The following is a 14463-nucleotide window of genomic DNA, read 5'->3' on the forward strand; positions in this document are numbered from 1 at the left end:
CGACAGATGAGCAAGCAGACCAACGATAAGGACGAACAGAAGGCGCCTTCCGCGGGGGCCCAGGACGGCAAGAGTCGTGAGACCGGGGATAAGAGCAGCGCTAGTGCCCGGGGCCATGGCAAGCCGTCTCAGTCGCCCAACGAAGGCAAGGCAGGCGAGGGAAAGCCGGCAACTGCTGCTAGCGATGCCGCCGGCCCTGGCGACGCCAAGGGCACGGCTGGTGCATCTTCCGAGGCTGCCAAGCCCGGCGCCGACACGGCCGGGGCCAAGTCGAGCGGGGGCCGATCCGCGCAGAGCGCACCGGCGGTGAGTGACAAGCCGGGGCAGGGGGCGTCCGGCGCCCCGTCAGGCTCGGCGACCGGACGGCCATCCACAGGCCGACCCGGCGGAGACGACAAGGCTGCCGGCAAGAGCGGTGCCGCGGATACCGGCAGTACCGGGGACAAGGGCAAGCCCAAGACCGCCGGCCAGGACAAGCCGGCCAGCCCGACGTCTTCCGGCAGGGGGGCCGGCACCGGGCCGGCGGCGGCAGCGGGCGGGGCCGGAGCGAGCACCGGGACTGCCACCACCACTAGCGGCAATGGCAAGGGAGGTGGACGTGTCGCCGGGGTGCTGGCGTTGATTCTGGTCCTGTTCCTGGGCATCGGCTCGGGGCTCTTCGCCTGGAATACCTGGGAACGTCTCGATGCCCAACAGCAGCGCTTGGTCGAACTCGAGGAGCAGGCCGGTAGGAAGGCATCGGCGGACGAGGTCGCCGATCTGCGCGAGCAATTCGAGAGCGGCGAACAGCAGCGCGATACCGAGCTGACCGAGGCGCTCGAGTCGATGCGCAGCGAGTTCGCGGGCTATCGTAGCGAAGTCGACGAGGCGTTGGACCGGGTACTCGAAGAACTCTCCCGCGAACAGAACACCGACGAGCGCGAATGGCTGCACGCCGAGGCCGCCTACCTGCTGCGGCTGGCCAACCAGCGCCTACAGCTGGAGCGCGATGTGGAAGGCGCCGCGGCCCTGCTGCGCACCGCCGACGCGCGGCTGAGCGAGGCCGACAACCCGGCGCTGCTCTCCATTCGCCGTGCCATCGCCTCGGAGCTGTCGATTCTCGACAGCGTGCCGCAGGTCGATCGTACCGGGCTCTACCTCACCCTGAATGCCCAGCAGGAGCGCTTGGCCGAGCTGCCGTTATCGCGCGAGCTGGAGGAGATCCCGGCCCGTTCCGGCATCGAGGAGGCACCCAGCGGTGGCTGGCAGGAGCAGCTGTCGCGCTTTGGCCAGGAACTGAAGGATCTGATCGTCATCCGCCATCACGACGAGGCGCTGGAGGGGCTGATCGCCCCGGAGCAGGAATCCTACCTTCGCCAGAGCGCGAGGCTCGTGGTCGAACAGGCCCAGCTGGCGCTGCTCGAGGAGGAGCAGGCGCTGTACGAGGCGAGCCTGGACAAGGTGCTGGAGCTGGTCCGCGGTTACTACGACACCGAGAATGACGAGGTCCAGGCGGTCATCGAACGGTTGGAGGAGCTCCGTGGCAAGACGATCCAGCCCGAGCTGCCCGATATCAGCGGTTCTCACGAGGCTCTGCAGGAGTTCATCGAGCGTCGTTTCGGTTCGCGTGGCGAACGGGGAGAGGATGCATGAGAAAGCTGCTGCTGATCGTTCTCTTCGGCCTGGCGCTGGGAGCGCTGTTCGGCCAACTGATGGTCTCGCTACCCGGCTATTGGCTGGTGCGGGTCGGTGACACCTCGTACCAGACCTCTTTCTGGTTCGGCCTGGTGCTGCTACTGGCGGTATTCCTGATTCTGCATTTCCTGCTGCGCGTGCTGATGCGCATGCGTCATCCGGTTAGCCGGCTCAAGGTATGGAACCGCCGGACCCGGCACCGCAACGCGATGAAGCGCACCGTGCGCGGTCTGGTGGCATTGGCCGAAGGGCGTTGGAAACGCGCCGAGAAGTCGTTGGTCAAGGCCGCCGACGACTCCAGCACGCCGCTGGTGAACTACTTGTCCGCCGCGCTGGCGGCCCATTATCAGGGGCGCTATGAGCAGGCCGATACGCTGCTCAAGCGAGCGCATCTCTCCACCGAAGGTGCCGATACAGCGGTTGGGCTGATGCAGGTGCAGCTCATGCTGGATCGCCAGCAGTACGAGGAGGCGCTGGCCATCCTCACGCGACTCGACCGGCAACTGCCCAATCATCCCCAGGTGCTGAAGCAGCTCAAGCAAGCCTATCTCAGCGTCAACGACTGGGACGGCCTGCGTCGCCTGATGCCGCGCCTGGCATCGCGTCAGTTGGTTTCGCCCGAGGAGCGAAACCAACTGGAGTTGCGCGCCTACCGCGAGTTGCTCGTTCATGAGGCGCGCGATCCAGGCAATGTTGAGCGTATCCGCAATCTGTGGGCCGATATGCCCGATCCGCTGCGCAGCAACGTCGACCTCGTGGTGCTCTACACCGAGGCGTTGGTGCGCGGTAACGAAGAGGGAATTGCCGAGCGCCTGCTGCGCCATTCGCTCAAGGAGCACTGGGACAGTCGACTGGTGCTGCGTTACGGGCTGCTCAACGTCGATCCGGCGCGCCAACTGGTACACGCCGAGAAGTGGCTGCAGGAGCGGCCCAACGACCCCGACCTGCTGCTGACGCTGGGGCGCCTGTCGCTGCGCAACGCCTACTGGGGCAAGGCCCAGGAGTATTTCGAGGCGAGCCAGCGGCAGCGACCCAGTGGCGTGGTGTGCGCCGAGCTGGCGCGGCTCTACGCCAACCTGGGCGAGCACAACAAGAGCCAGCTCTACTATCGCCAGAGCGTCGAGCTGCTCGACAAGTCGCTGCCCTCGCTGCCCCAGCCCGCCGAGCCGGAGGCGGCCGGTGAAAGGAGATAGGAAAACGAAAAGAGGTCGAAAACGGAAGGGCGCCGCCAGGCGCCCTTCTCTTACTCATCTGCCGCCTGGCAGCGTCAGTCGGGCAGGGCGAAAGCCACCACCTGATCGCTGACCTTGGGCAGTAGAATGGAGTTGCCGCCCACCGCGAAGGTAACGTACTGCTTGCCTTCGTAGGTGTAGACCGCCGGCATCGAGACGGCGGGGGCTTCCACCAGATGCTTCCACAGGACCTCGCCGCTCTCCAGGTCGATCGCTCGCACGCGTGAATCCATCGAGGCGCCGATGAAGATCAGCCCCGAGCGGGTGATCACCGGCGCACCGATGGTGACCGACCCCCACGACTCGGGCATGTAGAAGCCATGCTTCTGCACCTGGCCGAACGGCTCGTTCCACAGCCGCTCGCCGGTGCTGAGGTCGTAGGCGGCCAGGGTGCCATAGGGCGGCTTCCAGCACGGCATGCCGGCCCAGTTGAGGAACGTTTCGAGCTGGAAGCCGTAGGCCGTGTCACCCTGCGCATAGTAGCCGCCCGTCTCGCCCGACTGCTCCAACTGCTGGTAGTCGTCGCGCGGAATGAGGCGATAGATCTGCACCACGCTGTTGGAGTTGATCACGAACACGCCCTTCTCCGGGTCGACGGCGCCACCGCCCCATTGGGAGCCTCCCGTCGTGGGCGGATACGTGAGCGTGCCCTCGACGCTCGGCGGCGTGAAACGCCCTTCGTAGCGCAGCCCCTCGGCCTTGCGGCTACATTCGCCCAGGCCCACGATATCGGCAATCTTCGAGATGCCCGGCCACTCATCCGGAATGACCGGTTCGGGGATGTCGACGAAGGGCTGGGTCGGGGAGGCTTGCTCGCCCTCGGCATCCGAAGCCGGCACCTCGCGCTCCTCGATCGGGTAGACGGGCTCGCCCGTCTCACGGTTCAGTACGTAGAGGAAGCCCTGCTTGGACGGCTGCACCAGGGCGGGAATGGTTTCGCCGTCCTTCCGGATGTCGACCAGCGTGGGAGGCGCGACGGTATCGTAGTCCCAGATGTCGTGATGCACGAGCTGCCGGCTCCACACCACTTCGCCGGTCTCGGTATTCAGCGCCGTCACCGAGGTGGCAAGAGGGAGTTCCTCGGTGCGCTCGCCGCCGTAGTAGTTGGGACTCGGTGAACTGATCGGAATGTAGAGTAGCCCGGTTTCGGGATCCAGCGACATCGAGGCCCAGACATTGGCCGTGCCGGTCCGATCGAAGACTTCCTCGGGCAGCGCATAGAAGGTCCACTTGCGCTCGCCGGTACGTGCGTCGAGCGCGAAGACCGTTCCCGGGGGCGCGACGGCGTCCGCCCAATCCTTGCCGGCCCAACCGAGGAACAGGGTGTCGTTGTATACCGTGGGTGGTTGGAACAGCGAGAGCGGCCACTTGTCGTTGACGGTGTTCCACTGATCGACGTCGACCATGCCGTTGTCGCCGAAGTCGGCGCAGGGTTCCCCCGTGTCGGCATCGACACCGTAGAGCTTGGCGTCCATGGTGCCGATGTAGACCCTCTTCTGACAGGCTTCGCCCGCCTGTGGCTCGTCGGCCTCCCAGTAGGCCACGCCGCGGCCCTTCATGTTGGGCTGGGTAAGGGCCTCCAGGGGGGCCTCGGGGTCGAAGGTCCACTTCTCTTCGCCGCTGCCCGGATCCAGGGCGATGATGCGATAGAAGGGTGTGCCCAGATAGAGGGTATCGTTGACGAACAGTGGCGTTGCCGACCATACCGACATGGGGATGTCGTCGCTGCCATCCGCGACATCGCCGGTATGGTACTCCCATGCCTGTTCGAGTTCGCCCACGTTCTCCGGCGTGATCTGATCGGCCGGCGAGTACTTCTGGGCGCGCAGGTCGCCGTTGAAGGTCGCCCAGCTATCCGACGACTCCATCCAGGCGTCCGGCCCCGTGCGGGGTGGTTCGGGCGGGTCGCTGCCGCTGGGGGGCTGTCCTGCGGGGCCCGTCTCCACACGGCCGCCGGGGCCGGTCGGGGTCAGGGTGGCATCGCCCGTATCGGCGCCATCCGTGTCGTCGGATGCGGCTTCACTGTCGGTCGTCTGTTCGGACTCGTCATCCTGTGTCTCGGTGATGCCCTGAGGTTGACCGCCTTCCTCTTCGGCAGGCGGCTCATCCTGAGCCAGCACTTGGCCCATCGCGCTCGTCAGCAGAAGCGCGGCGATCAGGGCGACGGCGTCGTGGCGATTCATGAAACGGCCTCCTTGCGTTGCGTCATGTAGCGGTCGCGCTTGCCCGTGGCGGGGTCGGCAATTACATGGACGAGCCAGGCCACGAGCCCGACCCCCATGCAGCCGAGCAGCCACTCGGTCTGCAGGAGATAGGCCGCCAGGCCCGTGCCCAGCAGGTCGAGCAGGATCAAAAAGGCGATCAGCCCGCCCAACCAACGCGGCATGCCGCGTGCGAAGGTCAGCATCAGTGACCCGATCAGCATCAGTGCGGTAGACACCAGCACCAGGTAAGTGCCGGGCGTATGGGCAATGCCGTTGCCTTCGTTGAACGTGGCGACAGCCGCGAGAATCAGCGAGATAGTGGAAATCGCGAGCAGCAGCCAGGCGCCATAGGCGACGCCCCGAGGATTGCTTGCCATAAGAATAGTCCCGTCCCTTGAACGCCTTCGAAGCATGGAGGGCTGCTGCCGGAACGCGGGCAGCGCTTCGCCAGTGCCCAGGAACAGTATAGGCACGACCCGCGATTCTTCCTGCCGGCGGATAATCGACTCGACAGTGGCCTCACAAAAGCGCATCCCCAACGGGATGCGTTGGGGATGCGGGACGCGGTGTCGTTGACGGGCCGGTGCGGGTCAGTCCCGCTCCTCGTCGTAATCGCCCCGGGGGGGCGGATCGGACTTGGCGCGCGGGTCGTCCTGCGACATGCGGCTGCTCTCTCCGGAGCGCGGCTGTCCACCCGGCCGCCCGTCGATGTCGAAGTTCTGCTGCATCAAGCGCACGTTGGCCGGCGGTGCCTCGGCCTCCTTGCCCACGCCGAAGTAGAGCGTGGTATGCGGGAAGGGGATCTCGATGCCCTTGGCGTCGAAGTGGAGCTTGACCAGACGGTTATAGGCGCGACCCACGCCCCACTGGGTGCCCGGCGTGGTCTTGATGCGTACCCGGATGTTCACCGAGCTGTCGGCCAGGGCGACGACACCGGCTACCTCCAGCGGCGCCACGATGTTCATCTTGTGCTCCTCGTCGGCGGCCAGTTCGTCGAAGGCCTCACGCAGGGCGACGATCGCCTCGTCAATGCTCTCGCGGTAGGCGATGCCGTACTCACCGACGTGGTAGCCGAACCCGCGCATGAAGTTGGAGACCGTGTCGACGCTGGAGAAGGGCACGATATGGTAGGTGCCGTTGAGGTCGCGGATGCCCACCGAGCGGATGCTGAGTCGCTCGGCGGTGCCGGTGATGCCGCCTACCGAGACCACGTCGCCGGTATTCATGGCATTCTCCACCTGGATGAAGATGCCGGTGATGATGTCCTGTACCAACTTCTGCGCGCCGAAGCCAATGGCCAGGCCGAGAACGCCGGCACCGGCGATCAGCGGGCCGATGTTGATGCCGATTTCGGCCAGCACGATCATCGCGGTCATGGTGATCAGGGCGATGGCCAGGGCGTTGCGAAACAGGGACAGCAGCGTCTTGGCGCGGGCATCGGGCTCGCCCTTGCCGGTCTCGGGGTTGAGCTTGTGTTCGATCAGGCTCGCCAGTGCCAACCACACGCCGATGGCCAGCAGCAGGATCATGGCCACGCTGACCAGCGTGCCGACCAGGCCGCGCCCCGCCTCGGAAGCGTACCAGGCGGCCAGATCGAACGCTCCCCAGGCGTCGAGGACGAGCATGATCACGGTAATCAGAATCAGGAACCGGATCACTCTCAGCGCATTGGGCACGTAGCTGTTGAGGCGCGGCTCAAGCTGCGGCAACTTGCGTCGCAGGTCGTCGGAAAGGCGAATGCGTCGGCCGATGGTCTGTGTCAGCAGGCTCGACAGCAGCATGCCGACGATCACCGCGCCCAGGGTCTTGAGCGTGGCGAAGAGCACGAATGGCAGGGCGTCGGCCGGGCGTGTCAGGGTCAGTACCAGCACCACCAGGAAGTAGGCCAGGGCAAACAGGTGCCAGGTGCGGGCAAAGAGCTGCAGCGAGACGCGTGTGGCTGTGAGATCGGAGCGGGCCGCCATCGCATTGAGGTTGTCGCGGATGCGGGTGCGGTTCCTGAGCACAACCGCCACGGCGTAGATGAAGGCGGCGAACATGATCAGGGCGCCGATCCCCTGCGCCAGCGTCGGCGCCAGGTAGGCGCTGGCCAGCGGTACCACCACCATCAGGCCGTAGCCCACCAGGCCGACCAGCCGGGCGAGCCAGCGATTCCAGTAGGAAGCCTCGGCAGCAGAGATGGGCAGCAGCCTGAGCCCCTCGTAGCGCGACGAGAACAGCATGCGCAGTGCCGCCTTGATCAGCTCGATGATCAGGAAGGCGTTGAGGAATAGCGACGCTCGAGTCGACAGTTCACCGCTTTCGCCGATGGCGAAGGTGGCGATCAGATTGCCGCCCACGTAGGCCAGTGCCACCACCAGCACGTCGGCCAGGGCGGCCAGAACCACGCAGAGCACCAGGCGCAGCACCGGGGTCATGCCGTTACTCTGTTGCGACCAACGACTGAGCCGGGCGAACAGGGGGCGAGTCAAGGACCGGAGTATCAGGAAAAGGGCGAAGGTGGCAACGATCACCAGGCCCAGGTTGATGGCCGCCGTGACGATGGCGCCGAAGTCGATGGCGCTGGTGTCGGTATCCGCGGTGAATAACCCCACCACGACATCGAACAGGTTGCGCACCTCACCGCCGATATCGCTGACGATGCCGCTGGTCAGTTCGGCCAGCTCCCTGGGCAGCGACATCTCGCCTGGACCCTCGGTGGCTTCGGTTCCCGCCAGGGTCGGATCGGCGGCCTGACGGCGTAGGTGTTCGATCAGTTGTTCGCGGGCCTGATCGTTCTCGAGCAGGTCGGCCAGCGCCTCGGGCGGAGGCACGTCAGGGCTATCGGGGTTCTGGGCGAAGGCGGGGACAGCGGCTAGCAAGGTCAGCATGAGCCAGGCAAGCAGCCGCAGGAACGATCGATGTGGTATCACGCATGACCTCCATCTCGGCGTATCGTCATGAGGGGAGCTACTCCTGCGCTTATGATACGGACTTTCGCAGCGGGGCACGAACGCGGCGAGGGGAGGGGGATAGCTTCTTTTCTCATTGCGTTGCCGGCTTGCTAGTATCGAGGATCGATCACTACGAGGGTTCGCGATGGGCGAGGGTTGGTGGCTGGTGGCGCTGGGGGGCGCGATGGGCGGCATGGCGCGTCTGGCAGTCTCCGATCTTTTTGCCCGGCGGATGGGAAGTGGCTTTCCCTGGGGCACGCTGACCGTCAACCTCAGCGGCGCTCTGCTGGCGGGTGTACTGCTTGGCTGGCTCGGCAGCGGCGCCACCACCGCCTGGCTGGGGCTCGTGGTCGGCGGGCTGGGGGGATACACCACGGTTTCCTCGCTCAGCCTGCAGACCCTGGCCTTATGGCAGAGCGGCCGCCATGAGGCCGCCCTCGTCAATCTGCTGGGCACCGTGATTGTCGGCATGGCGCTGGCAGCACTGGGCTGGTGGCTGATGGGGGGCGGGACATGAGCGGTTGGCGCGGCTATGCCGCGGTCGGAGCGGGCAGCGCCTTGGGCAGCGCGCTGCGCCACGGTGTCTCGCACGTGGCCCAGACCCTGCCCGCCGCCGGATTCCCATGGGGCACGCTGGCGGTCAATCTGCTGGGTTCGTGGCTGATCGCCGTGTTCGCCGCCAGCATCGCCTGTCGGCGCGGTGGCCCCCTACGGCGCTGGCAACCCTTCCTGATGGCCGGTTTCTGCGGCGGCTTCACGACTTTCTCCCTGTTCGGATTGGAGACTCTGCAACTGGCCGAGTCTGGCCGGACCGGGCTGGCACTTGGCTATGCCCTGGCTAACGTCCCGCTGTGGCTGTTGGCGGCCTGGCTGGGCAGCCGTCTGGGGCGACACCAGGGCGGAATACCGGCGGGCCGCCAAGGCTAGGCTTTGCTGCCGGTCCTGCCCGAGCGCGGCTTTCCTGTCTTGCCGGCTGGGTTCGTATCCGCCTTTTCATCCCCCGCCGCTTCGGGCGTGGCCCGGAACGCCTCGCGCACCAGCGCCAACAGCCCCTGGGTGGATATGTCGAAGTCCTGGCTGTGCTCATCGATGCGCTCGCTGATCTCGCCGGCGATGCGCTTGCCCAGCTGCACGCCCCACTGATCGAACGAGTTGATGTTCCAGATCACGCCCTGCACGAAGACCTTGTGCTCATAGAGCGCGATCAGCGCGCCGAGGTTCTTCGGCGTCAGCTCATCGAGCAGCAGCACGCTGGAGGGGCGATTGCCCGGGCAGCTGTAAGGGTCGAGCTGACTGCCTTTCTGGCTGCCTTCCATGAAGGCGTTGGCCTGGGCCAGCATGTTGGTGAGCAGGGCGAAGTGATGTTCCTCGACGCCGGGCTCGGGCTTGAGCGAGGCGATGAAATCGATCGGCACGTAGCGGGTGCCCTGGTGCAGCAGCTGGAAGAAAGCGTGCTGGCCATTGGAACCGGTTTGGCCCCAGACGATGGGGCCGGTCTTGTAATCGACCGGACGACCGAAGATATCCACCGACTTGCCGTTGGATTCCATGTCGAGCTGCTGCAGGAACGCCGGCAACTGATGCAGCGCCTGATCATAGGGCACGATGGCATGGGTCTCGGCGCCCTGGAAGTTGATGTACCAGATGCCGATCAGTGCCATCAGCACCGGCATGTTGCGGGCGTTGGGTGCCTGGATGAAATGCTGGTCCATCGCGTAGGCGCCCTCGAGCATCTCCATAAAGCCATCGAAGCCGATGGAGAGCGCGATGGGCAGGCCGATGGAAGACCACATCGAATAGCGACCGCCGACCCAGGCCCAGAACTCGAACACGTTCTCCTCGCGGATGCCGAACTCCATGGCCGCCTTCCGGTTGGTCGAGGCGGCGATGAAGTGGGCGCCCACGTCGGCGTCTTCGCCGGCGTTGTCGAGGAACCAGCGACGCGCGGTCTTGGCGTTGAGCAGCGTCTCCTGGGTGGAGAACGTCTTGGTCGAGACGATGAACAGCGTCGTCGCCGGATCGAGGCGCTTGAGCACCTTCTGGATATGGGCGCCGTCGACGTTGGAGACGAAGTGGAAGTTGACGTCGGCGTGGCGATACTTGAGCAGCGCCCGGCAGGCCATGTTGGGGCCGAGGTCGGAGCCGCCGATGCCGATGTTGACCACGTCCCGGATGCGCTCGCCGCTATAGCCTCGCCATTCGCCGCTGCGCACCGCCTCGGAGAAAGCGCGAATCTGTTCGCGCGTGCGCTGGATCTCGGGCATCACGTCCTGGCCGTCGACCATCAGCGGTTCCTTGCCGAGGTTGCGCAAGGCGGTGTGCAACACCGGGCGGTTCTCGGTGACATTGATGATGTCGCCGGAAAACATCTGTGCGCGGCGCTGCACCAGCGCCGAGTGATCGGCAAGCTCGAGCAGTTTGGCCAGCACCGCTTCGGAGACGTGATGCTTGGAGTAGTCGAGGAATAGCCCGCCGACGCGCAGGCTCATCTTGTCGAAGCGCTGCGGATCGGCGGCAAAGTAATCGCTGATGCGGTCATGGGCGGTTTGTTCACGCAGCCGCGTGAGAGCCTGCCAGGTGACGCTGCGGGTGAGTTGGAACATGGTGTCCTCGGGCATGGTCGAGCGGGTGCTGGCCCGCAGATACGTCTCTTTGATTATGAGTGACGCGAGGCCGCCCAGGCCTCGGCATCGGGAATGGCCATCTCGTAGGGCTGACCCAGCCATGGCGAGCTGACGATGAAGTCGGCACTGGCGGCATTGCAGGCCACGGGGACGTTCCACAGTGCGGCGAGACGCAAGAGTGCCTTGACGTCGGGGTCGTGGGGCTGGGGCGCAAAGGGGTCCCAGAAGAAGATCAGCAGGTCGAGGCGCTGTTCGGTAATGCGCGCTCCGATCTGCTGATCGCCGCCCAGGGGGCCGCTCATGACACCTTCCACCTCGAGCCCGAGGCTTGCCGAGAGACGTCCGGCGGTAGTGCCGGTGCCGACCAGTTCATGCTCGGCGAGGGTATCGCGCCAACGCGTGGCCCATTCGAGGAGCTCGGCTTTCTTGCCGTCGTGGGCGATCAGGGCGATGCGCTTGCGTGCCGGCAAGGTGCGTTTGACGCTGCGCCGGGGGCGGTTATCGGTCATCTTGGCCTACCTCGAAATCTTCATCGTAGTGGTGCCGCCGTGAGGTTCATGCGGTCGCCTCCGGTCAGGATGCCACGATCCCCCGGTTCGGCAACGCCCTTCTCCACCAGCAGCGAAAGCGTACGGCCACTGGCCGGGCCCAGGGTAGGGCGATGGTCCTGGTGCGGCGGATGGAAAGGGTGACGGATCGGCATGCGGGATTCCTCCTGCGAGGTAGAGGGTGTCGCGAATAGGCGCATTCAATGTAATATTACTACGAAATGCCGCCTGGCGCAGCCTCCCTGTCGCACGAGACTTGGGAATGGCGAGACGCCTTTCTTGCGTCAAAGAAACGAAAACGAGGCGGTTTATGGATGATGTGGCCATAATAAGATGTACGTTTATGTTGTAAAGTTACTAAAAGGGCCTTGTGTCTGTCTCCCATGTGCGTCACATTTTCGTTATCGCCAATGAGCCGTGGGCCTGGGCGCATCCGACATGACCGACCTCCGCCAACCGGCTCAGCCCAATACCCTAGCTTCCACGGAGGAGACTCATCATGACGCTCAAGATCGCCATCAACGGGTTCGGTCGCATCGGCCGTAACGTGCTCCGCGCGCTCTACGAGAATGGCTATCGCAACCGCGTACAGGTCGTGGCCATCAACGACCTGGGCGATCCCGCACTCAACGCGCACTTGCTGCGCCACGACACCGTGCACGGCCACTTTCCCTTCCGCGTGGAGCATGACGAGGAAAGCCTCAGTGTGGGTGGCGACCGCATCGCCATCCTCTCCCAACGTGATCCTGCGGCGCTGCCGTGGGCATCGCTGGGCGTCGACCTGGTCATGGAGTGCACCGGGCTCTTCACCAAGCGGGATGCCGCGGCCAGGCACCTCGAGGCCGGCGCCAGGGGCGTGCTGATCTCCGCGCCCAGCCCGGATGCCGACGCCACCGTGGTCTATGGCGTCAACGAGCATGTGCTGGGGCCTGAGCACAAGGTGGTTTCCAACGCCTCCTGTACCACCAACTGTCTGGCACCGGTGGCCAAGGCGCTCAACGACACGGTGGGCATCGAGAACGGCCTGATGACCACGGTACACGCCTACACCAACGACCAGAACCTGTCGGACGTCTACCACTCGGACCCCTACCGGGCACGCAGTGCCACCCACTCGATGATCCCGACCAAGACCGGCGCCGCCGCCGCAGTGGGCCTGGTATTGCCGGAGCTGGCCGGCAAGTTCGACGGACTGGCGGTGCGTGTGCCGGTCATCAACGTCTCGCTGGTGGATCTCGTCTTTACGGCCGGCCGCGACACCACCAGGGAAGAGATCAACGCGATTCTGGCCAAGGCCGCCGACGCCTCCCCGGTGCTGGCGGTCAACGCCCAGCCGCTGGTGTCGATCGACTTCAACCACGACCCCAACTCCTCGACCTTCGACAGCAACCATACCCGGGTCAACGGTCGCCTGGTCAAGGTAATGGCCTGGTACGATAACGAGTGGGGTTTCTCCAACCGCATGCTCGACACCGCGCTGGTCATGCAGACGGCCAGCGACGCCAAGCGGGACGCTGCCTGAGGCTTGAGGCGTTCCAAGCGCCTTTGCCTCCCACCGCTTCCTTTGTCTAGGGTAAGCGGTACATCCATGGAGCCGGAGGTAAGTCATGACACACGAGGGACCAGGAAGGAAGCGTGTCCTGGCGGTCATTGCCGCATCGCTGTCGCTGGCGCTGGCCGGATGTGGCACCAGCACGGGTGAGCGCGCCGCCAGCGGTGCCGGCGTCGGGGCTGCTACCGGGGCGGCGGCAGGCGCGGTTACGGGCGGTGATCCGGTGACCGGCGCTGTCATCGGCGCCGGTGCTGGCGCCGCCACCGGGGCCGCCACCGACGAGGACGATATCGACCTCGACGATTGATCTTGCCCAGCACGACAGTACCGAATGGACCGCACCTGCCCGCGGCAGGCGCGGTTCTTTCCGTCTAACGAGTGTCCGGGATATGCCAGGTCTCGGGGCAGTCGTTGCTGTGGAACAGTCGCTGGGCAGTGGTGGCGTTGCGCCGCTCGGCCAGCGCTTCGCGACCCTCGCTGAGGGTATCCATCATCCCCGGTTGGGGGTGACGCACGGTCAGCAGGGTCAGCGCATCCTCGCGATGGACGTCATAATCGCGCTCGAGCGATTCGATCATCGGGCCCAGCCGCTCTGGCTTGTCGTCGAGGCAGAGGGCGAAGCGCATGGCACCGCTGTCGACCAGGTTGGCATGCAGGCCGGCTTCCACCAGGCGGCCGAGAATATCGTGCTGGCGCGGTTCGTCCATGAACGAGACATCGCGCGGTCGCACTTCGAGCCAGACTTGGTTTTCACGCAGAATGCAGGAGGGCACATCGCCATCGAAGCGGCGTTCGGCGTCGATGACGGTGGGCGCGGCATCGGGTGTCTCGAAGGAGCGCACCGTTAGCGGAATCGACTTCTCCTGCAGCGGCCCCAATGTCTTGGGGTGGATCACCTTGGCGCCATGCCAGGCCAGCTCGGTCGCCTCGCCATAGGAGATTCGTTCGAGCTGCACGGCGTTGTCGAAGCGCCTGGGGTCGGCATTGAAAAGCCCCGGCACGTCTTTCCAGATCACTACCTCGCGGGCATCAAGGCAATGGGCGAAGATCGCCGCGCTGAAGTCGGAGCCTTCGCGACCAAGCGTGGTCGAGGCACCATCCGCCGTGCCGCCGATGAACCCCTGGGTCAGAATCACGCGCTCGTTGTCCGCCAGGCGCTCGCGGACGGTCTCGGCGGTGGTCGCCCAATCGAGGTTGGCGGCCTGGTGGCGGGCGTCGGTGCGTACCAGTTCGCGAGCATCGTGCCAATTGGTGGCAATATCGCAGTGGTTGAGCCATGCCGCGACGATGGTCGTGGAAATCAGCTCGCCATAGCAGACGGTCTGGTCGTAGTGCTCGGCATAGCCGGCGCTGCGATGGCTGTGATGGCGCTCGTCGAGTTCATCGAACAGGGCGTCGACCCGTTCGGTGGGTGCATCCCGCGCGTCGCCGAAAAGTGCCTTGATCGTCTCGCGATGCTCGGCCTGAAGCGCCTCGAAGCGCTTGCGGTAATCTTCTTTCCCGCCCTCGTCGCGGGCGGCAGCGAGCAGCGCTTCGAGCTTGTTGGTGGTCTTGCCCATGGCCGAGACCACCACGACCAGCGGTTGATCCGTGTGGTTCTCGATCAGCGGGGTCAGGTGGCGAATGGCATCGGCATCCTTGATCGAGGCGCCGCCGAACTTGAAGACGGTGGGCATGTGGCTCTCCCTGGCGAAGA

Annotated in this window: 13 protein-coding genes; 6 read left to right on the forward strand and 7 right to left on the reverse strand. The window is 65.3% G+C overall.

The window, feature by feature from the left end; genetic code table 11:
- Nucleotides 1-6: 6 nt before the first annotated feature.
- Entirely contained in the window at nucleotides 7-1632 is a 1626-nt protein-coding gene (locus tag F0A17_RS16785) for a uroporphyrinogen-III C-methyltransferase (protein WP_149329498.1), read from the forward strand.
- The gene (locus tag F0A17_RS16790; protein ID WP_149329499.1) at nucleotides 1629-2867 is read left to right on the forward strand and encodes a heme biosynthesis HemY N-terminal domain-containing protein; all 1239 of its coding nucleotides are present in this window, start codon (nucleotides 1629-1631) and stop codon (nucleotides 2865-2867) included. Before F0A17_RS16785 ends, F0A17_RS16790 begins: the two co-directional genes overlap by 4 nt.
- Nucleotides 2868-2941: 74 nt before the next feature.
- Here F0A17_RS16790 and F0A17_RS16795 read toward each other — a convergent pair whose 3' ends face one another.
- From F0A17_RS16795 to ybiO, 3 genes are all read right to left on the reverse strand, one after another.
- Complete coding sequence (locus F0A17_RS16795; RefSeq protein WP_149329500.1) at nucleotides 2942-5089, reverse strand: pyrroloquinoline quinone-dependent dehydrogenase; 2148 nt, start codon at nucleotides 5087-5089, stop codon at nucleotides 2942-2944.
- The gene (locus F0A17_RS16800; protein ID WP_149329501.1) at nucleotides 5086-5487 is read right to left on the reverse strand and encodes a hypothetical protein; all 402 of its coding nucleotides are present in this window, start codon (nucleotides 5485-5487) and stop codon (nucleotides 5086-5088) included. Before F0A17_RS16800 ends, F0A17_RS16795 begins: the two co-directional genes overlap by 4 nt.
- Nucleotides 5488-5700: 213 nt before the next feature.
- The gene (gene ybiO, locus F0A17_RS16805) at nucleotides 5701-7980 is read right to left on the reverse strand and encodes a mechanosensitive channel protein (RefSeq protein ID WP_149329574.1); all 2280 of its coding nucleotides are present in this window, start codon (nucleotides 7978-7980) and stop codon (nucleotides 5701-5703) included.
- 208 nt (nucleotides 7981-8188) lie between these two features.
- Here ybiO and F0A17_RS16810 point away from each other — a divergent pair, with 208 nt between their 5' ends.
- Nucleotides 8189-8560 (forward strand): fluoride efflux transporter FluC, encoded by a 372-nt coding sequence (locus F0A17_RS16810; protein WP_149329502.1) that lies wholly within the window; start codon nucleotides 8189-8191, stop codon nucleotides 8558-8560.
- Nucleotides 8557-8970, forward strand: a complete 414-nt coding sequence (locus F0A17_RS16815) for a fluoride efflux transporter FluC (RefSeq protein WP_149329503.1) — start codon at nucleotides 8557-8559, stop codon at nucleotides 8968-8970. The genes F0A17_RS16810 and F0A17_RS16815 overlap by 4 nt, the downstream gene beginning before the upstream one ends.
- Here F0A17_RS16815 and pgi read toward each other — a convergent pair.
- From pgi to F0A17_RS20600, 3 genes are read right to left on the reverse strand one after another with little or no spacing between them, the layout of a single operon-like run.
- Nucleotides 8967-10646 carry a glucose-6-phosphate isomerase gene (pgi, locus tag F0A17_RS16820; RefSeq protein WP_228716942.1) on the reverse strand — a complete coding sequence of 560 codons (1680 nt, stop codon included), beginning with the start codon at nucleotides 10644-10646 and terminating at the stop codon, nucleotides 8967-8969. The two genes, F0A17_RS16815 and pgi, sit on opposite strands and share 4 nt — an antisense overlap.
- Before the next feature lie 53 nt (nucleotides 10647-10699).
- Complete coding sequence (locus F0A17_RS16825; protein WP_149329504.1) at nucleotides 10700-11176, reverse strand: methylglyoxal synthase; 477 nt, start codon at nucleotides 11174-11176, stop codon at nucleotides 10700-10702.
- 20 nt (nucleotides 11177-11196) lie between these two features.
- Nucleotides 11197-11370, reverse strand: a complete 174-nt coding sequence (locus F0A17_RS20600; RefSeq protein WP_187774719.1) for a hypothetical protein — start codon at nucleotides 11368-11370, stop codon at nucleotides 11197-11199.
- 344 nt (nucleotides 11371-11714) lie between these two features.
- Between F0A17_RS20600 and gap the strand changes: the two genes are divergently transcribed.
- On the forward strand, nucleotides 11715-12737 hold the full coding sequence (gene gap, locus F0A17_RS16830; RefSeq protein ID WP_149329505.1) for a type I glyceraldehyde-3-phosphate dehydrogenase: 1023 nt from the start codon (nucleotides 11715-11717) through the stop codon (nucleotides 12735-12737).
- Nucleotides 12738-12822: 85 nt separating this feature from the next.
- The gene (locus tag F0A17_RS16835; protein ID WP_149329506.1) at nucleotides 12823-13074 is read left to right on the forward strand and encodes a YMGG-like glycine zipper-containing protein; all 252 of its coding nucleotides are present in this window, start codon (nucleotides 12823-12825) and stop codon (nucleotides 13072-13074) included.
- A gap of 64 nt (nucleotides 13075-13138) precedes the next feature.
- Here the strand turns inward: F0A17_RS16835 and F0A17_RS16840 are convergent, their stop codons facing one another.
- A complete protein-coding gene (locus F0A17_RS16840) occupies nucleotides 13139-14443 on the reverse strand; it encodes an aspartate kinase (protein WP_149329507.1) in 1305 nt (434 codons plus the stop codon).
- Nucleotides 14444-14463 lie beyond the last annotated feature (20 nt).

The organism is Billgrantia pellis, from assembly GCF_008297955.1.
In the GTDB taxonomy this organism is placed as follows: domain Bacteria; phylum Pseudomonadota; class Gammaproteobacteria; order Pseudomonadales; family Halomonadaceae; genus Halomonas; species Halomonas pellis.

Coding starts and splice junctions, on each gene's coding strand:
- F0A17_RS16785 (WP_149329498.1), top strand. CDS start 7: ATGAGCAAGCAGACCAACGATAAGGACGAACAGAAGGCGCCTTCCGCG.
- F0A17_RS16790 (WP_149329499.1), top strand. CDS start 1,629: ATGAGAAAGCTGCTGCTGATCGTTCTCTTCGGCCTGGCGCTGGGAGCG.
- F0A17_RS16795 (WP_149329500.1), bottom strand. CDS start 5,089: ATGAATCGCCACGACGCCGTCGCCCTGATCGCCGCGCTTCTGCTGACG.
- F0A17_RS16800 (WP_149329501.1), bottom strand. CDS start 5,487: ATGGCAAGCAATCCTCGGGGCGTCGCCTATGGCGCCTGGCTGCTGCTC.
- ybiO (WP_149329574.1), bottom strand. CDS start 7,980: ATGCTGACCTTGCTAGCCGCTGTCCCCGCCTTCGCCCAGAACCCCGAT.
- F0A17_RS16810 (WP_149329502.1), top strand. CDS start 8,189: ATGGGCGAGGGTTGGTGGCTGGTGGCGCTGGGGGGCGCGATGGGCGGC.
- F0A17_RS16815 (WP_149329503.1), top strand. CDS start 8,557: ATGAGCGGTTGGCGCGGCTATGCCGCGGTCGGAGCGGGCAGCGCCTTG.
- pgi (WP_228716942.1), bottom strand. CDS start 10,646: ATGTTCCAACTCACCCGCAGCGTCACCTGGCAGGCTCTCACGCGGCTG.
- F0A17_RS16825 (WP_149329504.1), bottom strand. CDS start 11,176: ATGACCGATAACCGCCCCCGGCGCAGCGTCAAACGCACCTTGCCGGCA.
- F0A17_RS20600 (WP_187774719.1), bottom strand. CDS start 11,370: ATGCCGATCCGTCACCCTTTCCATCCGCCGCACCAGGACCATCGCCCT.
- gap (WP_149329505.1), top strand. CDS start 11,715: ATGACGCTCAAGATCGCCATCAACGGGTTCGGTCGCATCGGCCGTAAC.
- F0A17_RS16835 (WP_149329506.1), top strand. CDS start 12,823: ATGACACACGAGGGACCAGGAAGGAAGCGTGTCCTGGCGGTCATTGCC.
- F0A17_RS16840 (WP_149329507.1), bottom strand. CDS start 14,443: ATGCCCACCGTCTTCAAGTTCGGCGGCGCCTCGATCAAGGATGCCGAT.